18 protein-coding genes are annotated in these 20,043 nt (G+C 61.0%); 11 read left to right on the forward strand and 7 right to left on the reverse strand.

The annotated features are described in order from the left end of the window. Nucleotides 1-12: 12 nt before the first annotated feature. The 7 genes from recJ to PQR32_RS23335 all read left to right on the forward strand — a co-directional run bounded on the left by recJ (nucleotide 13) and on the right by PQR32_RS23335 (nucleotide 9,322). Complete coding sequence (recJ, locus tag PQR32_RS23305; protein WP_408232194.1) at nucleotides 13-1,719, forward strand: single-stranded-DNA-specific exonuclease RecJ; 1,707 nt, start codon at nucleotides 13-15, stop codon at nucleotides 1,717-1,719. A 178-nt stretch (nucleotides 1,720-1,897) separates the two neighbouring features. Beyond that, nucleotides 1,898-3,002, forward strand: a protein-coding gene (prfB, locus tag PQR32_RS23310) for a peptide chain release factor 2 (protein ID WP_408232197.1) whose coding sequence is annotated in 2 segments (ribosomal slippage) — nucleotides 1,898-1,978 and nucleotides 1,980-3,002 — 1,104 coding nt in all. Because the reading frame shifts where the segments join, the coding sequence is not laid out codon by codon here. Nucleotides 3,003-3,124: 122 nt separating this feature from the next. Then, nucleotides 3,125-4,675 carry a lysine--tRNA ligase gene (lysS, locus tag PQR32_RS23315; RefSeq protein ID WP_408232247.1) on the forward strand — a complete coding sequence of 517 codons (1,551 nt, stop codon included), beginning with the start codon at nucleotides 3,125-3,127 and terminating at the stop codon, nucleotides 4,673-4,675. Nucleotides 4,676-4,811: 136 nt separating this feature from the next. After that, on the forward strand, nucleotides 4,812-6,002 hold the full coding sequence (locus PQR32_RS23320) for a tyrosine-type recombinase/integrase (RefSeq protein WP_408232200.1): 1,191 nt from the start codon (nucleotides 4,812-4,814) through the stop codon (nucleotides 6,000-6,002). Nucleotides 6,003-6,236: 234 nt separating this feature from the next. Continuing rightward, on the forward strand, nucleotides 6,237-6,440 hold the full coding sequence (locus PQR32_RS23325) for a helix-turn-helix transcriptional regulator (protein WP_408232203.1): 204 nt from the start codon (nucleotides 6,237-6,239) through the stop codon (nucleotides 6,438-6,440). A gap of 65 nt (nucleotides 6,441-6,505) precedes the next feature. Next, on the forward strand, nucleotides 6,506-7,003 hold the full coding sequence (locus PQR32_RS23330) for a hypothetical protein (RefSeq protein WP_408232206.1): 498 nt from the start codon (nucleotides 6,506-6,508) through the stop codon (nucleotides 7,001-7,003). Nucleotides 7,004-7,072: 69 nt separating this feature from the next. Then, entirely contained in the window at nucleotides 7,073-9,322 is a 2,250-nt protein-coding gene (locus PQR32_RS23335) for an AAA family ATPase (RefSeq protein ID WP_408232209.1), read from the forward strand. Nucleotides 9,323-10,250: 928 nt separating this feature from the next. Here the strand turns inward: PQR32_RS23335 and PQR32_RS23340 are convergent. The 3 genes from PQR32_RS23340 to PQR32_RS23350 form a co-directional block, all read right to left on the reverse strand. After that, a complete protein-coding gene (locus PQR32_RS23340) occupies nucleotides 10,251-10,559 on the reverse strand; it encodes a hypothetical protein (RefSeq protein ID WP_408232212.1) in 309 nt (102 codons plus the stop codon). A gap of 50 nt (nucleotides 10,560-10,609) precedes the next feature. Then, nucleotides 10,610-10,951 (reverse strand): SHOCT domain-containing protein, encoded by a 342-nt coding sequence (locus tag PQR32_RS23345; protein ID WP_408232215.1) that lies wholly within the window; start codon nucleotides 10,949-10,951, stop codon nucleotides 10,610-10,612. 94 nt (nucleotides 10,952-11,045) lie between these two features. Further along, entirely contained in the window at nucleotides 11,046-11,708 is a 663-nt protein-coding gene (locus tag PQR32_RS23350) for a recombinase family protein (RefSeq protein ID WP_408232217.1), read from the reverse strand. Nucleotides 11,709-12,387: 679 nt separating this feature from the next. Between PQR32_RS23350 and PQR32_RS23355 the strand changes: the two genes are divergently transcribed. The 3 genes from PQR32_RS23355 to PQR32_RS23365 all read left to right on the forward strand — a co-directional run bounded on the left by PQR32_RS23355 (nucleotide 12,388) and on the right by PQR32_RS23365 (nucleotide 16,998). Beyond that, nucleotides 12,388-12,840: a hypothetical protein gene (locus PQR32_RS23355; protein WP_408232220.1), complete on the forward strand. Its 453-nt coding sequence runs from the start codon at nucleotides 12,388-12,390 to the stop codon at nucleotides 12,838-12,840. Beyond that, nucleotides 12,833-14,980 carry a lytic transglycosylase domain-containing protein gene (locus PQR32_RS23360; RefSeq protein WP_408232223.1) on the forward strand — a complete coding sequence of 716 codons (2,148 nt, stop codon included), beginning with the start codon at nucleotides 12,833-12,835 and terminating at the stop codon, nucleotides 14,978-14,980. Before PQR32_RS23355 ends, PQR32_RS23360 begins: the two co-directional genes overlap by 8 nt. A 236-nt stretch (nucleotides 14,981-15,216) precedes the next feature. Beyond that, nucleotides 15,217-16,998, forward strand: coding sequence for a TrbL/VirB6 family protein (locus PQR32_RS23365; RefSeq protein WP_408232226.1), 1,782 nt, complete (start codon nucleotides 15,217-15,219; stop codon nucleotides 16,996-16,998). Nucleotides 16,999-17,003: 5 nt separating this feature from the next. Here PQR32_RS23365 and PQR32_RS23370 read toward each other — a convergent pair whose 3' ends face one another. Together PQR32_RS23370 and PQR32_RS23375 are read right to left on the reverse strand one after the other, a co-directional pair. Then, nucleotides 17,004-17,873 (reverse strand): hypothetical protein, encoded by an 870-nt coding sequence (locus tag PQR32_RS23370; RefSeq protein ID WP_408232229.1) that lies wholly within the window; start codon nucleotides 17,871-17,873, stop codon nucleotides 17,004-17,006. Nucleotides 17,874-17,885: 12 nt separating this feature from the next. Beyond that, nucleotides 17,886-18,125 carry a hypothetical protein gene (locus tag PQR32_RS23375; protein WP_408232232.1) on the reverse strand — a complete coding sequence of 80 codons (240 nt, stop codon included), beginning with the start codon at nucleotides 18,123-18,125 and terminating at the stop codon, nucleotides 17,886-17,888. Between the two features lie 396 nt (nucleotides 18,126-18,521). Here PQR32_RS23375 and PQR32_RS23380 point away from each other — a divergent pair, with 396 nt between their 5' ends. Continuing rightward, on the forward strand, nucleotides 18,522-19,274 hold the full coding sequence (locus PQR32_RS23380) for a glycine zipper 2TM domain-containing protein (RefSeq protein ID WP_408232235.1): 753 nt from the start codon (nucleotides 18,522-18,524) through the stop codon (nucleotides 19,272-19,274). A 127-nt stretch (nucleotides 19,275-19,401) separates the two neighbouring features. Here PQR32_RS23380 and iscX read toward each other — a convergent pair whose 3' ends face one another. Then, nucleotides 19,402-19,599: a Fe-S cluster assembly protein IscX gene (gene iscX / locus PQR32_RS23385; RefSeq protein ID WP_007181290.1), complete on the reverse strand. Its 198-nt coding sequence runs from the start codon at nucleotides 19,597-19,599 to the stop codon at nucleotides 19,402-19,404. Between the two features lie 15 nt (nucleotides 19,600-19,614). Continuing rightward, nucleotides 19,615-19,956, reverse strand: a complete 342-nt coding sequence (gene fdx, locus PQR32_RS23390; protein WP_097389705.1) for an ISC system 2Fe-2S type ferredoxin — start codon at nucleotides 19,954-19,956, stop codon at nucleotides 19,615-19,617. Between the last annotated feature and the right edge of the window lie 87 nt (nucleotides 19,957-20,043).

Here is a 20,043-nt window from a genome sequence, read left to right on the forward strand (position 1 = left end):
CGGCCTTTCCGAATGACTCGAATCGTTACGCGCGCCGCGTCTCCCGTCGACGCCGAAGTCCTCACCCGCCACGGCCTGCATCCGGTGCTCGCGCGCCTCTACGCAGCGCGCGGCGTGTGCATGCCCGACGAAATCGAAACCGGCCTCGCGCGCCTCGTGCCGCCCGTCGCGCTCAAGGGTTGCGAAGAGGCGGCCGCCTTGCTCGCCGACGCAATCCAGAACCAGCGCCGCATGCTGGTGGTCGCCGACTACGATTGCGACGGCGCCACCGCCTGCGCGGTCGCCGTGCGCGGCCTGCGCATGTTCGGCGGCCGGATCGAGTATCTGGTGCCGAACCGTTTCGAGTACGGCTACGGTCTCACGCCCGAGATCGTCGCGCTGGCTGCGCGCAGCGCGTCGGGCAAACCGGATCTGCTGATCACGGTGGATAACGGCATCGCCAGCGTCGACGGCGTGGAAGCGGCCAACGCGCTCGGCATCGACGTGCTGGTCACCGATCACCATCTGCCCGGCGACGAACTGCCAGCCGCGCGCGCGATCGTCAATCCGAATCAGCCGGGCTGCACGTTCCCGAGCAAGTGCATCGCGGGCGTCGGCGTGATGTTTTATGTGCTGCTGGCGTTGCGCGCGGAATTGCGCCGCCGCGGGGCCTTCAACGACGCGTTTCCCGAACCGCGCCTCGACGGCCTGCTCGATCTGGTCGCGCTCGGCACGGTCGCGGACGTGGTCAAGCTCGACGGCAACAACCGCGTGCTGGTCGCGCAAGGGCTGCAGCGCATCCGCAAGGGCAAGATGCAGCCGGGCATCGCCGCGCTGTTTCGCGCCGCCGCGCGCGACGCCCGCAGCGCGTCCGGTTTCGACCTCGGCTTCGCGCTCGGGCCGCGCCTGAACGCGGCGGGCCGCCTGTCGGACATGTCGCTCGGAATCGAATGTTTGACTACCGACGACATCGGCCGCGCCTGGGATCTCGCGCAGCAACTGGACACGATGAACCGCGAACGCCGCGAGATCGAAGCCGGCATGCAGCAGCAGGCGCTCGAAGATCTCTCCGCCATCGATCCTGACGGCGCCACTACGATCACGCTGTTCAACCCGAGTTGGCACCAGGGCGTGATCGGCATCGTCGCGGGGCGGTTGAAGGAGAAATTCCACCGGCCCTCGTTCACCTTCGCGCTCGCCGACGACAGCGGCCAGACCGTCAAAGGCTCGGGCCGTTCCATCGCGGGCTTCCATCTGCGCGACGCGCTCGACCTGATCTCGAAGCGCGAGCCGGGCCTGATCGTCAAATTCGGCGGTCACGCGATGGCCGCGGGCCTGACGCTCGCCGCCGCCGACGTGCCGCGCTTCACCGCCGCGTTCGAAGCGGTCGGCCGCGAGTGGCTGTCCGAAGACGCGCTCTCGCGCACGGTCGAAACCGACGGCGAGTTGGAGGACGCATACTTCACGCCGCAATTCGTCGAAATGCTCGACGCCGCCGTGTGGGGCCAAGGCTTTCCGGCGCCCGTGTTTTCGGGTGAATTCGACATCGCCTCGCAGGCACTGGTGAAGGACAAGCACCTGAAGCTGCAACTCGTGCGCGGGCGCCAGCGCTTCAACGCGATCTGGTTCAATCACACTGACACGCTTCCCGCTCGCACCACCGTCGCCTATCGCCTCGCGAGCGATACATGGAACGGCGTGTCGCGCGTGCAGCTGATCGTCGAGCACGCCACGAGCTGAAGTGATGCACTGAAGCGGTGAGTTGAAGCCGCGCGGTGCGCCAGGCTCCATCGCACCCAAAACCCCGAAAATCTCCGCAAAATCAACCGCGAACACGCGCCGGATCGCTCAAGAGCCTCCGGCGCGGCACGCCGATCGGCTATAATTTCCCCTTTTTACGAAGCTATAAAAGATCGACATGGAAGCGGAACGTCTCAACGCGATCGAAGCCTCACTGGCGGACCTGCGCACTCGCGCGGACTCGCTACGGGGGTATCTTTGACTACGACGACAAAGCACTGCGTCTAATCGAAGTCAACCGGGAACTCGAAGACCCGGACGTCTGGAACGACTCGAAGCACGCCCAGGCCCTCGGCCGGGAGAAGAAGCTGCTCGACGACACCGTCGGCAAACTCACCTCGCTCGATAACGACCTGCGCGACGCGCAGGACCTGTTCGACATGGCCCGCGAGGAAGACGACGAGGAAACCCTCCTCGCCTGCGAATCCGACGCGCAAGGCATCGAAAAACGTGTCGCCGACATGGAATTCCGCCGCATGTTCGCGAACCCGGCCGATCCGAACAACGCGTTTCTGGACATTCAGGCCGGCGCCGGCGGCACCGAGGCGTGCGACTGGGCGTCCATGCTGCTGCGCCAGTATCTGCGCTACTGCGAGCGCAAGGGCTTCAAAACCGAAGTGCTGGAACAGACCGACGGCGACGTCGCGGGCATCAAGAACGCGACGATCAAGATCGAAGGGGAATACGCGTACGGCTTTCTGCGCACCGAAACCGGCGTGCACCGCCTCGTGCGCAAGTCGCCGTTCGACTCGTCGGGTGGCCGTCATACGTCGTTTTCGTCGGTGTTCGTGTACCCGGAAATCGACGACTCGATCGAAGTCGACATCAATCCGGCCGATCTGCGTATCGACACGTACCGCGCGTCCGGCGCGGGCGGTCAGCACATCAACAAGACCGACTCCGCGGTGCGTATCACGCACATGCCGTCGGGCATCGTCGTGCAGTGCCAGAACGACCGTTCGCAGCACCGCAACCGCGCTGAAGCCATGGCCATGCTGAAATCGCGCCTGTACGAGGCGGAAATCCGCAAGCGTCAGGAAGAGCAGGACAAGCTCGAAGCCGGCAAGACCGATGTAGGCTGGGGTCATCAGATCCGCTCGTACGTGCTGGACAACAGCCGTATCAAGGATCTGCGCACCAACGTCGAAATCAGCAATACCAAGAGCGTGCTCGACGGCGACCTCGATCCGTTCATCAGCGCCAGCCTGAAACAGGGCGTCTGAGCGCAACCGGCGCGGCCTGCCTTTGCAACGCCGCGCCGCATCTTTTTACCGCCTGAGGTTTTTACTGACTGGCCACCCGCATGCGAGCCACTTTCGTGCGGGCCACCGAATACCAAATCATCATGACCGAACCGACCCAGCCAAGTGCGGCACAGCCGAACGTCGTGCCCGAGGTGGACGACAACAAGATCATCGCCGAACGCCGCGAAAAGCTGCGCGAACTGCGTGAGCAAGGCGTCGCCTATCCGAACGATTTCCGTCCCTCGCATCACGCCGAAGATCTGCAATCGCAATACGAGCACGCCGACAAGGAAGCGCTCGAAGCGAATCCGCTCGAAGTCGCGATCGCCGGCCGCATGATGCTCAAGCGCGTGATGGGCAAGGCGAGCTTTGCGACCGTGCGCGACGGTTCGGGTCAGATCCAGTTCTTCATCACGCCGGCCGACGTCGGCCAGGAAACGTACGACGCCTTCAAGAAGTGGGACATGGGTGACATCGTCGCGGCGCGCGGCGTGCTGTTCCGCACCAACAAGGGCGAACTCTCAGTGCGTTGCACGGAACTGCGCCTGCTGTCGAAGTCGCTGCGTCCGCTGCCGGACAAGTTTCATGGCCTGTCCGACCAGGAAATGAAGTATCGCCAGCGCTATGTCGATCTGATCGTCTCGCCGGAAACGCGCAAGACCTTCGTCGCGCGCACCAAGGCGATTTCGTCGATCCGCAAGTTCATGGCCGACGCCGACTTCATGGAAGTCGAAACGCCCATGCTGCATCCGATTCCGGGCGGCGCGGCGGCCAAGCCGTTCACCACGCACCACAACGCGCTCGACATGCAGATGTTCCTGCGTATCGCGCCGGAGCTGTATCTGAAGCGCCTCGTGGTCGGCGGCTTCGAGCGTGTGTTCGAGATCAACCGTAACTTCCGCAATGAGGGCGTGTCCGTGCGCCACAATCCGGAATTCACGATGATCGAGTTCTACGCCGCGTACACCGATTACAAGTGGCTGATGGACTTTACCGAGCAGTTGATCCGTCAGGCTGCGATCGACGCTTTGGGCACAGCCACGATCACGTATCAGGGCCGTGAACTGGATCTGGCGAAGCCCTTCCACCGCCTCACGATCACGCAGGCAATCCAGAAGTACGCGCCGCAATACACGAACGAGCAACTCGCCGACAGCGCCTTCCTGCGCACGGAGTTGAAGAAGTTCGGCGTGGATGCGTCGCAGCCGCAGTTCCTGAACGCGGGCGTCGGTTCACTGCAACTGGCGTTGTTCGAAGAAACCGCCGAGTCGCAACTGTGGGAGCCGACGTACATCATCGACTACCCGATCGAGGTGTCGCCGCTGGCACGCGCGTCGGACAAGGTCGACGGCATTACCGAGCGTTTCGAGCTATTCATCACGGGCCGTGAGATCGCCAACGGCTTCTCGGAGCTGAACGATCCGGAAGATCAGGCAGCACGCTTCAAGAAGCAGGTCGACCAGAAAGACGCCGGCGACGAAGAAGCGATGTTCTACGACGCGGACTACATCCGCGCGCTGGAATATGGCATGCCGCCGGCCGGCGGTTGCGGCATCGGCATCGACCGCCTGGTCATGATGCTGACCGACAGCCCGAGCATCCGCGATGTGATTCTGTTCCCGCATCTGAAGCAAGAAAAAGATATCAAGTAGCCTCAAAAACTATCAGAAGGCTTTCCCAGCCTCGGTTACAGGCATGCAGCGGACATCAGGAGGTATCTTAGGATACCCCTGAATAGCGCATGGAGTGGGGGTATACTTGCAACGGTGTACCCCCACTGGAGTCCCCATGCCCCTGAACGTGCTGGCCGTCAAATCCGCCAAACCCAAAGAACGCGCATACAAACTCGCGGATGAGCGAGGGCTATATCTGCTGGTATCCCCCGCAGGCGGGAAGCTCTGGCGGTTCAAGTACCGCTTCGGCGGCAAGGAGCGCCTGCTGGCCTTGGGCGCCTATCCCGAAGTCTCACTAGTGGAAGCACGCGACGCCCGCGAGGACGCCCGCCGACTGCTTTCCCGCAGCATTGACCCATCAAGCGCAAAGCGCGAAGCCCGGCATCACGCAAAGCATATAGCCGGCGACAGCTTCGAGGCGATCGCGCGGGAATATCTCGAAAAGCGCGGCGCGCTTTGGTCGGCCAAGTACACCGCCTCCGTTTTGCTGCGCCTCGAATCCGACGTGTTCCCGACTTTGGGAGCGCGACCAGTCAGCGAAGTTACTGCGCCCGACGTACTGGAAGTATTACGGAAGATCGAATCTCGGGGAGCCGCTGAGCAGGCCCGTCGCGCCCATCAGCACATCGGGAAAGTCATGCGCTACGCGGTCGTCACCAGCCGTGCGACAAGGGACGTTGCCGCAGATGTGAAAGGGGCTCTTCACCCCGCTGCGGTTCGCCACTACCCCGCCTTGACGGATCCCGAAGCTATCGGCGGGTTGCTCCGCACGATCGGCGCATACGAAGGGAAATCGATCTACGTCAGAAACGCCCTGTTGCTGCTCGCGCATACGTTCGTGCGGCCCTCGGAACTTCGACAGGCGACGTGGGAAGAAATCGACCTGGAAGAACGCTTGTGGGTCATCCCTGCGGATCGCATGAAACTCCGCCGGCCGCACCTTGTGCCGCTGACCGACCGCTCCGCACAGATATTCACAGAGCTTAAAGCGATTCGCGGCAAGAGCGAGCTCGTCTTCCCCGGGTATCGCTCACGAGACGTGCCAATGGACGGGGCCAGCCTTCGTATCGCCCTCTCCGGGATGGGCTATGGCGGGATCCATGTTCCTCACGGTTTCCGCGCCATGGCCTCAACCCGACTTCACGAACAAGGTTTCGCGATCGATGTGATCGAGGCACAACTGGCCCACGCCCTACCCGGCGTTCGCGGGATTTACAACCGCGCCGTGCACCTGAAAGAGCGAACAGAGATGCTGAAGTGGTGGTCCGGATATCTCGATGACCTGACGACTTCGCAGCCCGACTAAATGCTACATTCGGGCGGGGATGGAGAATATTTCTCCCCGCCTATCGCCTCCCAAAGACCCATTCCCCGCATCAGCGCCCGCCTATCACCGTTCAATCCGCCATTTTTATAGCAATTGCAGAACATTTCTTCTATAGCAATTGCTATAAGCGGAATAAACTACTTTAAAAAGTTGATAGTCGGGTATAAGATGCCTCATATCCTGTAATGCCACTTAACACCAAGGGAGGTCTAAATGGGAGAACGAATCCTGCGCCGCGATGAGGTAGCTCAACGCTTGGGCGTGTCTGTGCCCACTGTTGTGCGCTGGTATCTGAAGGGGTTGATGCCGTCGCCGGTGCGAATTGGTCCGCGATCGGTAGGCTGGACAGAATCGACCGTCGATGCATTCATTGCGTCGCGCAAGGAGGCGGTCTTCGGCATGCAATCGATAGCATGAAGACCAGAAACAGAAAACCCGCCACGCGGGCGGGTTCTTTGCAAGGATAAGTCAGGATTGCTGCTTTGGCCGGCGGAAACCAGACCATCCTCTACGATATTTATGCGGAGTTCTACTACGTGACACACTATAGCAAATGCTACATCGAAGGTAAAGATCTTTTCAGCCCTGCGGAACTCGCTGCGCTGCAGACCGTGGCCGCGCAAGGTGGGCACGTGAACGTCGAGCCTCGCTCGCCCTGGCAGCTTGATGACGCCGCCTATTTCGCCTGCTCAGTGGACCGGTATCGCGTGCGCGAGCGCTACGCGGACGAGTTTGGCATCGGCCAATACATGATCCTGTGGGAAATCGCGCCCGGCAAGAGAATGAAATACGGCTTCGACATGACCGGCCCCAACGGGACCGATTTCGCCGAAAAATTCCTATTGCCCGCTGGCGGCGAAGCGGAAACCGTGCGCGCGATCCTTTTCACCTGCCTGCGAAATCGGAAACCTTTCGATATAGACGAGGCGATCGAGGTCACAAGAGCGATGCGCCGCGCGGGTAGCGGGTACGCCAACTGAGCGCCAAAAATAAAAACGCCCGGCAGCACACCGGGCGTGAAATCACTCTGAGCGTTAGAGGATACATCAATGGTAATTCAACAGATCGACCAGGGCAAATGCCCGCCGTTTTGTGCTGGCGACATCCAGCTCGCTTTCACGACCTTCCCCGATAGCTTCGCCCAGACAAAGGCGGATAGGCTGCTTACGTGGGCCGACATTGTCGATGTGATCGCCGACGCACGCGAGCGCGAAAGCAAGGAAGCTTGCTCTTACATAAAGCTGGCCACGTTTGGTGAAAAGCACAACCCCGCCAGCACCAGCAAACGCCCTTCCCTTCGCTATGACGCCAATGTGCACCAGGTCAGCGGGCTCGAAGGAGACTACGACGGTGAGCTTGTTAGCGTGGACGAGGCGGCGCGCAGGCTTTCCGCGGAGGGCTTGGAGGCATTTATTTACACGAGCGCAAGCCACACCCCGGAAAAGCCGAGATGGCGTGTTCTTGCGCCGCTCTCACGCCCGTACGAACCTGCGGAGCGTGGGCAACTTATGGCAATGCTAAATGCCGCCCTCGGCGGCATCCTCGCTCGCGAGAGTTTTACGCTAAGCCAGTCTTATTACTATGGTCGGGTGAAGGGCGTGGCATACGAAACGCGCCGCGTGCGCGGTGAATGCGTGGACATGTCCCTTACGCTTGGCGAAGTATGGCCGACAGGGCGGGCGCCTTCGAGTGGCACCACCACACCTCCCAGTTACGCCGACGCGACCCGCCACACCCGCGAAGACGAAACGCTGGAGCAAGCCAGAGAGAGGTTTCAGAACCTTTTGCAGGATGACAGCAAACTGGCGGCGCGATGGGATGGCGATACGACGGGCTTGCAGGAAGGAACGACCCAGCGTTCAGAGGCCGATCACGCCATGGTCGGGCTATTAAAAGCGCGCCAGTTTTCGCTCGAAAACATCACTGAGTTAATGCGGGACTACGCCCACGGGAGTGACAACCGACACCAGGAGTCCGACTATCAGCGCGCCATGCAGCGCAGTTTTGAACGAACCTCGGCGGTAGCCGTGCCGCCTCTCGCGGCAGCCAACGAGGAAGACTTCGAGGCGATTGACGCGCCGCCGGCAAAACCCTATCTCGGACCGCTGGAATCGATGCGCGTCAGCTCGTTCATTACCAGCCAACCGGCCGCGCGTCGTTTCGTTGTAAAGGGCCTCGTCCCGTTGGGGGTGACGATGGTACTTGCCGCCGCTGGAGGCACCGGCAAATCACAGATGGCGCTGCAAATGGCATTGTCTGCGGCGACAGGAGAGCCGCTGTGCGGTCGCTGGGAAGTGGAGGAACGCGGCGCGTCTCTTCTGGTGCTTGCCGAAGATGAGCGCCTCGAAAACCACCGGCGCGTGCACAACGCTTTCAGCCGAATGGGCGACGAAGACGATTCGCCGGTCGAAAAGCAGGCCCGCTTCGCCGCGGTCGACGAGAACGTCTTTATCAAATCCCTTGTGGGCGAAGATGCCCGCTTGCTGACACAGGAGCCTCGCGGCGGTTGGACTGTGCATCGGGATCGCGTGCAAAGCCTGATCGAGACGGCGAAATCAATACCCAATCTGAAGCTGATCGTACTCGACCCCGCCAGCCGCTTCCGGGCGGGTGACGAAAACGACAACGACGGCGCCACCAGATTCATTGGCGTAGCGGAACGGATCCTCGCAGAAACCGGGGCAACCGTCATCGTGACAGCCCACGTGAACAAGAGCTCAGCCCGCGGAGGTGACGATTCAAGCGGCGCTGTGCGCGGAGCCTCGGGCCTTCCGGACGGTGCACGCATGACCCTTCTGATGCGCACCATGTCTGATGCGGAAGCGCGGACCTACAAGATCACGCCTGCCGACAAATGGCGGTATGTGAGAGTAGACACCGGCAAATTCAATTACGGCCCGCCGGTCCATGAAACGTGGCTCAGAAAGGGCGAGGGCGGATATCTCGAACCGCACACCGCTACTAGTGAACAGGAGCCGGGCGAAGCAGTGCGCGGCGGCTTCCAGGCCAACGAAACCGAGCTGCGCTATTCAATTGCGCGACTGGTGAGCGATCGAACCGCACAGGAGGAGTACTACTCCGAGCGGAGTTTCCGCACGCGATTTGGTGGGATAAACAAACTGCTGGGAGTATCGGAACGGCAATTACGATCGCTACTGGAAACCATGCTTCACGCCGGGGAACTGAAGACGGTGCCGCACCCGGCCCCTACTCCGACGACACGAGGCGGAGTGCTGGCCTTGGGACCCAAGGCACCATACGAACCGGAAACAGAATCGCTCGACGCTCCGAGGGCCTAGATGGGAATTTGGAAAATTTCGCCAGTTCGGTTTTCGGAGCCCATTTCAAAAATCGTGAACACCAGACGTTTCGCGCGATTGGGATCGATTGGGATCAGGCAGTGGGATCAGGGTGATCCCAGTCGAAAGCCTTATGGGACGGGCGTTTCGACTGGGATCAGCGTTTTGATCCCAGTCGACCCGTTGATCCCAGCCGAAGCCTTGGCCAGTAAGGGTTTTGACTGGGATCACATTGATCCCCCTACGGGGGAGGCGCTTTCACTTTGTGAGCGCCACCCCCTGGGGCGTGGGGCGCTCACTCAAAAGGTAATTTCAGTCACGCAGAGGTTGGCGGGATCTTCCGCCATACCTCTAGAACCGCCCGTGGGCGAATTTGGAAAATTCCGCCAGTTCTATTGATGCGATCCGTGGGCTATCGAGGGGAGTTTGTATGTCAGGAAAAACCGGTGAGATCGAGAAGAAGATCCGAGCCTTTCACGCCGCGGTCAAAGCACAGGCCCTTCTCGTAGCGATTGATTGGGCCGGCGGCGCGAGTAACCTATCCCGTGCTGCCGGGCTCGACGCGAACACTGCCAGCCTGTGGATTTACCGGAGGGGCATTCCACCTCGCGCCGCGCTTGTACTGGAGAGAATCGAAGGTTTCCCGCTGAAAGCTTCGGAGATGTGCCCCGGAACTGAGTGGGCGCGATTCAGGAAGCGGCGGTGCGAGAAGTGCAATGCGACGATCTACCCGCCCAATTACAGGTCTGGGTATCCATCGTTGCTAAAGCGATCTGACAAGCGCTCCCGAAAAAACCTCACCGGTTAAACGTAGCACTCCCGTAAAACCTCACCCTAAGACCAACGCCCCAGACCGCGAAGACGTACACACCTGCTCGCCGTGGGCGACCGGCGCGCCCTTGCGGCCCTCACCGTAAGGCCGCGCCAATCATCTACGCGAGTAACATTCGTGCGTTCGGGCGCTCATGCACGCACCGTTTGCGCCCCCCGTGAATTCATAGCCGCGCGCATCCATGCACTTGTCGTTAGACATCGCCTGGATGCCTGCTTGCGCGGTCTCGTCGTAGGACACGCCCTTTCGGGCTTGTTCCGCGTGAAGGGCATTGATGGATTGCTCGTTGCAACTGAAGAAGTCGTCCACGTCATTTTTGCCCGTGTGTCTCCAGGCAACTGCGCCGATTATCAAAACCGCGACAAAGAATGCGACCGCGCGCTGCCGCCCCGTCGACAATTTCATACCCCTCCTTCTTCTTATAGGCTCATGGCGTCCCGGCGACCATACTGCGCTCACATTTGCTTCAGGATCTCTGCCCGCTTGGAATCGTACTCACTCTTGCTGACCAGACCGCGCTTATACAGGTCGTCGAGCTTTGTGAGCCGCTCTGAAGTACTGGCGACTGGCGCCGTGGGTAGCGCTGCCCGTTGAGGACAGGCGTTCGCGCATAGATGCATGGCGGCGGTGCACTGATGTTGCGCCTGAATCGGGAATAGCGTGAACTTCCCTAGGCATTCGGAATAGTTCGCCGTACACGATTGAGCGCAAGTCGCATCAAGCTTGCTGGTATCGATGTCGGCAACGCTCGCGCAGCCTGTTACGCATAAAGTGAGAAGAAGGAGAGCCAGCTTCATTTATTATCGCCCCGTCAATCGTGAAGAAAATTTGTTGTTGGTCTCAAAACCCACGAATCCTAGCATGCAATCTTTAATAACTCCGGGCGTCCGTTCACTGACGGGCCAATGCCCGTTGCACCTGAACCAGCGACCACGCGCCGCCGCGCGGAGTACGCACACCGATCGCGTTGAGCTCTTCGACCATCGCGCGCTGCGTCAGACCGCGCACCTTGAAACCCGCCAGCACGCCGGCCAGGCGCTGCGCAAAAGCGTCAGCCTTTTCTGATTGAGCCGCATGCACGCTGATGAGGTTCGCGCGCCCTGCCTTGCCGAGCGCCACACCGCGGGCCTTGGCTGCTGCAAGCGCGGCTTTCGTGCGGGTGCTGATCTGGTCTCTTTCCCACTCGGCCATCACCGCATACATCTGAATCATCACCTTGTCCGCGTGCGGCATATCGGCCGCCTTGAAATCAACGCCGGTTTCCATCAGACCCGTCACGAAGTGAACATTACGCGCGAGGCGGTCAAGCTTGGCGATAAGCAGCGTCGCGCCTTCCTTTTTGGCAAGCGCCAGGGCGGCGCGCAATTGAGGACGCTTCTCCAATGCGTTCGATCCTTTGCCCGTTTCGATCTCCACAAACTCACCGAGCAAAGTCCACGCGCCGCCGTTCAGATACCCTGTGACCGCCTCGCGTTGGGCTTCGAGGCCAAGCCCGCTGGTGCCCTGCTTCTGGGTGCTGACCCGCAGGTAGGTTACAAACTTGCCATTTGCCACGACGATTCCCCGGTTGACTACATCGCGCAACGGACGTTTGCGATGTAGTCAGTATACGGGAGCAGCACAAAATATCAACATATATCAATAGGCATCCTTAGTTCTAAGTGACTCACTCGCTGCACCGAGCGAACCTTCTTTTGCCCCTCCTTTTTCACACGGGAGCGACAGGCGGCGCGTTGCCCGCGGACCGGGATCGGGGGTCGTCAACCCCGACTCGCCGGCAGTTAGTGAGCGGTCGGTGACATCACGGACTTGGGGCCGCCCTGGAATTTTTCAGAGGCCTCATTTTCGGACCCGGGGGAGGAAAAATCGCGGCGAATCAAAAGTGACTGTGACGGCCAGGCTGCCGGCGCCGCATTTTTAAAGAGCCAAAATCGAGCGGCAATATTTCGCCAATTCGCGAATCATATTGCGCATCTAGATAAGTAGTGCTAAATTGTATTCAAGCTCGCCATATGTGAGCGCCTCGCCCCAAACCCACGTTTCAACTGTAGTGCAAGCCGCGCCGCCCCATGGGCGACCGAGCACAAGTCTCCCCTGCCACGCCTTCCGGCGCGAGCGACAAGCCACACCATCGGTCAGAACTGGCCGGCAAACCCAAAAAGCAAATCAAGCCGTGGCCGTTCGCGCTCTCGCGATGTGCCTGACCAGTTACTCCATACGTGGAGAAGTACCGATGACCGCGCATATCGCGAAACAAACTCCGAAGCTCGTACGCCAACAGGCGTGGCGGGCTATTGTCGTTTCCGTGACGAATGAAGCACTCCGCCGCGGGCTCTTCCGGCCGGCCCTTCGCCGCCCCGCGGATGCCGCGCCGCCGACCCGGCTAACCACTGCCGTCACTGTCAGCGGGCGCACGTTCAGTCTGGACATCACCGACACGTGTGACGGTCAGATCGGGTTCATGCTGCTCGCAGATGCGCAAATAGAAGGACGATGTGCGCGAGCGAACTGGATTCTCGAACAGGGCGCGCGCCGCCGCGCCGCAAGCGTGACTGTCCCTAAACGCATCGACTACGCCTGGTTCTCTGGCTTTTCGCCCGTTCGAATGTTCGCACTCTCGCAGATGCAGACAGAGCCTGTGGGCTACGCGATCGCCGCCCTGCCGGGGGAGGCTGACCATGGCTAATCAGAACATGACTGGCTTTTGGGGCGCTGCACTGACCGGAATTTCATCAGGCCTTCAAAAGTACCAGCAGGACACCGAAGACGCCGACTATCTCCGCCAGACGCGAATGCAGCAACTGCAAGCGGGCAATCTCGCCAATCAGCAGGCCGCGCAGCAACTCGCTGCGCAGCAACAGACGCAGGCAGACGCAGCATCTGCTGCGAACTACTACCGCGACGCAAGCAAGCCCGCCTCCCAGAATCCGGAGAGTAGCGGTTCTTACGCCGGCTCCCTCCTGGGCGTTGCGGGTCAAACCGCCCCCGGCGTTGCCGGGTCGGCTGCGGGCACGACGCCGAACCCGTTCAGCACGCAGCAAGCAGGATCGCCAGCGCCGGCCGGCGGTGCGCCGATGGGCTCGGGAGTCACGGCGGGTAGCAGCACTTCCGGCCTGAAGCAGAAACAGCTATATACAGGTCCATTGTCGATGGACCAGCTGTCGGACCTCGATTCGCAGAACGGACTGCCGCCCGGCACCATGTACGGCGTTTTCAAGACTGAGTCGGGTTTCAACCCGGGCGCGGTCAACCCGAAATCCGGCGCGGTCGGTATCGGCCAGGTACTGCCATCGACTGCTGCCCGTCCGGGGTATGGCCTGCGCAATAACCTGGATCCAAGAGACCCAGCGACCGCCGCGCAATACATGGGCGCGCTGTACAAGAAATTTGGCGGCAATCTGCCAATGGCAGTCGCCGCGTATGACGCGGGGGCCGGCGGCGACTTCACGAACCCGGAGACACGCGCTTATGTGCCGAAAGTCATGGCGGGGGCGCAGGAGTACAACGCAGCCCGCGGGTTGAAGAACGCGGAACAGGCGCCGACGCCTGCGGATCGTATTCAGTCGCGTGAAGAGGCTGGGCTCAACACGCCGATCCCGGCCTATCAGGGCGCCGTGTCGGAGATGGATCAACAGATCCAGCAAAATCTTCGCGCTGCCGGGATGGCCCGTCGAGACGGCAACATGGGCTTGGCCGATCGCTTCACTCAACGCGCAGTGACGCTTGCCGACCAGAAAACCGAGCTCGAAAAGAAAACGATCGAGGTAACGGAGAAGACGAACGCCGATATCAACAAGGGTTTCCTTGGCGTTCACGACCAGCAGACTTACGAGACAGCACTACGGCAACTTGCACAGAATCCTGCGTTACGCGCCGCCACCCTTGGGCTTAATCTCACCGGTCGGTACGACCTCGACCGCAACCGGCTGGACAGTCTCACGTCTCGCACACAGACGCTGACCGAACAGCAGTCGAATCAGAACGCGCAGCAGCGCAATGTGCTTGAACAACGCGAGGACGCCCGCAAGCAGGCCAAGGCCGACCGTGAAGCGCAGGCCGATGCAGATGCACGTGCGCGTTTGAAGGCGCAGACCGACGCCGCAAAAGAGCAGGAGGCAGGCCGACGCGCAAGCGCTGCGCAGTCCGGATTGCCATACGTGCAGAGCCTCTCTTCCCTGCCGGGCGCGACACCGGAAGCGGTGGCTACCGCGCGCAAAGGCGTGGAAAAGCAATGGATCGATTACGACAAAGGCCACGAAACCCAGCGCACCGGCTCGCAGAACGTCATGAACCTCTCGGGGCAGATCCACACCATGCTCACGCAGAACCCGAAACTGGTCGGCGGTTGGGTGACCACGTTAAAGGACAAGGCCGGCAACTGGGCTCTGTCACCCGAGCAGCAGATTCTGGTCAAGAGCGCGAACGCCATGGTGGTCGAAGCCCAAAAGATGGCCGCGCCCGGCGCGCAACGTTCGGCCGCTACTGCTGCCTACGCAAAAATCCTTTCGACCACGAAGCCGAACATCACGATGGACCCGCAGGCGGCAATCAAGGTAGCGAACGACTACTACATGATGGGTGCCGCCGAGATTCAGCAGTCGCGATTCATTGATGACTTCAGGCAAGCCAACCCGGATGCACCGCCTTCGGTAGGGCTTCTTGCATGGCGCCGATATGAAAACAGTCTAGGCCCATCCTCTTACTACGATCCGAAAACGCAAAGCATGGTGCCTAACACCGCTTCTATCCCCTTGCTTCCTGATGGCACCGACAACCCTGAATTCAAAGACCCGCATAAATTTTTTGCTCATGGGGAGAAGTGGTAATGGCAAATACTGAATACCTCGGAGACGGTCGCACCGTCGAAACCGGCATCGATCCCGCTGCTTACGATCGCGCGCATCCGAACGCATCGACATCAGGCGTTAAGTCGGCCACCACTTCGGCGCGTCCAACGACCGGAAGCAAACCGCGTGAGGAAACGCCGCTTGTAGGACGTGCGCTCGGCGCAAAGGTGTTGCAGAGCGCAACCTTCGGTTGGGGTGCCCAGCTGGGTGAGAAAGTGGGCCTGATCGACAAGGCGCAAACCAGGGCGATCGAGAACCTGGCGAAAGACTACGATCACGACAATCCGTTCGCTGCCGTGGGGATTGATCTGGCCGTCGCTGGCGCGACGATGCTTATCCCGGGCGCGGATGTCATAACTGGCGGTCGAGCCTTGGCGGGTGTCGCCAAGCTTGCAGGACGCGCCGTACCGGCGATCGAACGTGGTACGGCCGCGCTCGCGGATACCGCCATTGTGCGAGGCGCCGGATTTGGCGCGGTGCAAGGCGGCTTACAGGGCGCCGCCGACGCAGGCGATGGGAATCGCATGTCGGGCGCCGCCAAAGGCGCCACACAGGGCGCGGTGGCTGGCTCTCTTGTCGGCGGCGCGGGGCGACTTGTCGGCAAGACTCTCGCGCCCGTTGCAAACGCCATCGCGCCCAGGCAGGCGGCGTTCACAGAGATTAACGCAGCACTTCGAAAGGAAGGTAAAACGCTCAAGCAGCTTAACGACTTCCTTGCAGCGAATCCCGGGAGCCGCGTCGCTGACTTTAGCCCGGGCGTTGCGCGTGTGGTAGGCGCCGCCGGCAGAACGACGGGCGGAGCCGCTGACAGCCTCAATGCCGCACTCAGGGAAGACGCCACAGGCCAGGCCGGCCGCGTTACATCTGGCGTTGCAAAAGGGCTGGAGGGTAATGACGCTTCGAAGCTGCACCTCCCCGCAGCGCTTCCGCCGAGCCGGCAGCCGTACCCTCTTCAGCAGGCGCGCGATGAGGTCGTCCGCAGGCTCGACGATCTCGCCGCGAGAAAAGACGCCGCCTACTCGACGGCGAGACAGGAGATAACGACGATCACGCCCGAGCTCAAGGACGCGCTCGATCATCCGGAGGTGAAGGGCCTCGTTGAAAAGGCATACAAGGACTATGCAAACTTGCGTCGTGCGGACCCGACCTCGGATGTCGCGAAGGTCGCGAAATTCCGCGCCGGCAAAGAAATGCCGTCCGCGGTGCTCGAAGATCTGCAGCGCGCAGTGGGCAAAGCCGCTTACGAAGAGGGCACCGGATCAACGCGGTACGGGGCATTGAAGGCGGCACAGGAAGCGCTGAAGAAAGGCCAGACGGGCACCATGCCCACTGCACAGCAGTTGGCGGCGCGGTTGGGTTCAGAAGATGCTCAGACAGGCCTGCGTGGCGCGCAAGCTTGGGGCGCAGCGTTCAGCAAAGGGCTTAAAGGTGCGGATATCGACGTTTTCCGCAAAATGAATCCAGAGCAGAAGCAGCACGCTGCAATCGGCATGCTCACGGGCCTTGAAGCATATTTGCATCAAGCCGGCCGGCTACCCGAAGGTGCGCTCGATAAGGTCGTCAGCGCGCTACGCTCGCCCGAGATTGAAGAGGTGCTCGGCAAGAAGACGGTAAATCAGGTGAAACAGGTGTATGCGAAGGAGGCAGCGCGTCAGCGAACAAACACCCTTATGGCAAGTGCCGGAGGCGCGAAAGACCGTGATATCGAACAGGCCGCCGGCCACGTCACCTCACACGTCGTAGCCCACGCGACGGGCTTGGGCCGCGCGGGCATGCTGGCCTTCCGGTTTCTGACAAGTGAAGGCGGCATGACCGAAGCGCAGGCACGTAACGTGATCGACATGGCGGGGAAGCCGGGCGGCATGAAGACGTTGAAAGAGATGGGATACACGCGCAAGGTAATGGACAAGCTGTACGCGATGCGCGGCGCCCCAACCACTCGCGCAGCGCTCAATAACCAGCAGGCCCACTCGACATTGCGCGACGACGACCGGTGAATAGCTTAGAGGCCGCCGTTGCGGATGGAGTGATCGTGGCGTGCGCGCGCCTCGGCATTCCTCCGCATTTTTTCCTCGGCCCGTAGTTCAGCCTCGCGTGTGGACTGCTGCTGCAGTTCACTCGCGTAGCGCACCGATTCGTCTTCCTCGGCCTGATGGGCTTCGAGCCACTTGAACCACCTTCTCACTGTCAGCACCGCACCGACTAGCGCCAGCATGGCGAGAGGGAGGACAGCCCACAACGGCAGCCATTCCGCCGCGAGACCGCTGGAGAAGACAGCGACGAAGCAAACCAACGCCACGCGCGCGAGTTGCCCAGACTGTGCATCACCCTCCTCGCGTAGCGCTCGCTCAATCACTGTTCTGTCTTCCGGCAAAGCTCCATACATTTCACGGGTAAGACGATCGGCACGCGTCACATGCGACGCGCGAGATCCGTGCCGCAAAGCACGAGTCTCCCAAGATAGGCCCGTCACCAGGAAGTTGAAGATGCGAACGAAAACGTTTCGCTCAGATAGCTTCCAGACGCCGGGCACGAACACGCGTACGATGCCGCGAAACAGACAGAATGCTCCCGCCGCCAGCCAGAACATCAGTATCAGCGCAAAAACACCGGCGAGAAACACGCCTCCCCACGTTAGGGCGGGCTCGATAGCACGTGACAACGCGTCCAACGCCGCCTCGGGCAATGCGCCGACTAACCGCGCGATGATGCGATACATCGACCACAACGCCGCACCGAGCGCCGCCACACCTATAACCCCCCAAAGCGTATCCTGGGCGCTCACGCCTGAGTTTGCGATGCCCGAGAACATGGCCGCAAACACAGCCAGTATCAGGAGTGCGATCAGGATTCCGCCTGCAACGGGAACCATGGCGAGCCTCCTTCAGTTGAGCAAATCAGGCAATTGCGGCTTGAGTCCTGCCCAAGCCAGTTGCGTGACCAGGAGATCGGCCAGTCGGGCTTCCGCCCGGGTGATCTGCTGCTTCAGTTCGATATCCGGCGCAGCGCGATCCCGCAGTCCCTGCCGGGCGCGCAACCACTCAAGCTCTTCGGTTATCTCCTCGATCTGGGTATCGAAATCGGGTTGCTGATTGGGGGTATTTTCGGGGGTATCAGATGACATATATCGGCCTATTAACCAATACAGTATTGGTTTAGGCCATTTGAACATGTTCCCGCATCTGCGTCGGGAAGACTGAGCATTGCGTGGTTCGCATCCTGGAGAACGCCCGGCTCGATGCCGGGCGTTTTTCTTGCTGCTTCTTTTGAAAGCACACTCAGCGGCCACCTGACGGCTTGTAACCATCGGTAAAAGCTGCACGCCGTGCGAGGATGCGGTCGTCGGCGTTCATCTCGCGAGCGCTTGCCGGAAGCGGTGTGGCGCCATGCTGCGCGGGCTTCGACGTGACGCCATCGCGATGATTGCCCGAAAATCGTTACAAATTGAAACCCTCGCGGAATCGATTTACCTGACACTTTGTCTTACTAAAAGTCGACTCTGTTGAAGACGGAGGCCAAAATGGACAATCCCAACACGCAACCCACCACCCAGTCCGCGCAGCCTGTGCAACAACGCCGGATTCATCCGCTCGTCGCGACAGCTGCCGGCGCGGTGATCATCGCAAGCCTCGCCGCCACGGCGGCTGTCACGGGCCTGTTCACGAAGGCGTCCAGTAACGGCGCGCAAAACGATCAGACGCAATCGGCGCAAGTCGCCACGCAAGCTAACCAGCAGGGCGTGGTCGATTCGGCGGCGCCTGCCAACCCGACGGCGCAACAGGCCGCGCAGCAACAAGCTGCCCAGCAGCAGGCCGCGCAACAGCCGCAACCCGCACCCGCCCCGGCGCCTGCCCCCACACAGCAGCAGCAATACGCGCAGCAGCCACAGGCGCAGCCGGCACCTAACTACGCCCAGCAGCAACCGCCACAGCCGGCCTACTGCTCGACATGCGGCACGGTCGAGGCCATCTCGGCTGTGCATCAGGAAGGTCATGGCACCGGGATCGGCGCAGTCGGTGGCGCGGTGGCCGGTGGCGTGGTCGGCAATCAGTTCGGTAGTGGCGGCGGCCGCACCGCGATGACCGTTCTCGGCGCGCTCGGTGGCGGCCTTGCCGGCAACTCGGTGGAAAAACATATCCGCAGCACCACGTCGTATTCGGTCCGCGTGCGGATGGAAAGCGGCAAGACGCGTTACTTCACGTACCATGAAGCGCCGCCGTTCCAGCAAGGTCAGCGCGTTCGTGTTCAGAACGGCACGCTTGTAGCAAGCTAGGCGCAACCACACGGGTTGTGTCTGCCAGACGCAAAAAAAGGCGATTCCGTTGGAATCGCCTTTTTTTATTTGCCGCAGCCGGGAGAGCGAGTAAGCCGCTAACCGGTGACGAAATTTTCACTGACGCTCAATAATCCGCGTCTTCAATCCATGCAGCCTGAATCGCCTCGAGGATCTTTTCGTTCGACCGGTTAGGATCGTCGTCGAATCCTTCCAGCTCGGTGACCCAACGGTGCAAGTCGGTGAAGCGCACCTGTTGCGGATCGATGTCCTGGTGCTTGTCAGTCAGGGCCATCGCGATGTCTTGCGTATCGGTCCACTTCATGGCTGCATCCTCCTGTTAGTGGTTTTCCTTCGCGTGATTGATCGAGTAGCGAGGGATTTCGACAACCAGATCCTGCTCAGCCGGCACCATGGCCTGGCACGACAGACGCGAGGCCGGTTCGAGCCCCCACGCCTTGTCCAACAGATCGTCCTCGTCTTCCTCCGATGGCGTCAAGGCGGCGAAACCCTCACGCACGATCACGTGGCAGGTCGTGCACGCGCACGACTTCTCGCACGCGTGCTCGATTTCGATGCCGTGTTCGAGCAGGCTGTCGCAGATGCTCTTGCCGGGCACGGCATCGATCACTGCGCCTTCCGGGCACAGTTCGACGTGAGGCAGCACAACGATTTGAGGCATACATTTTCCGTTTGGGTCTGAGGCACGGCGGCCGCAAACAGGCTCCGTACCATTTTACTGGCGCCGCGCGGGCGTTTTTATTGCACC

It is taken from the genome of Paraburkholderia dipogonis (genome assembly GCF_046027395.1).
GTDB lineage: Bacteria > Pseudomonadota > Gammaproteobacteria > Burkholderiales > Burkholderiaceae > Paraburkholderia > Paraburkholderia dipogonis_A.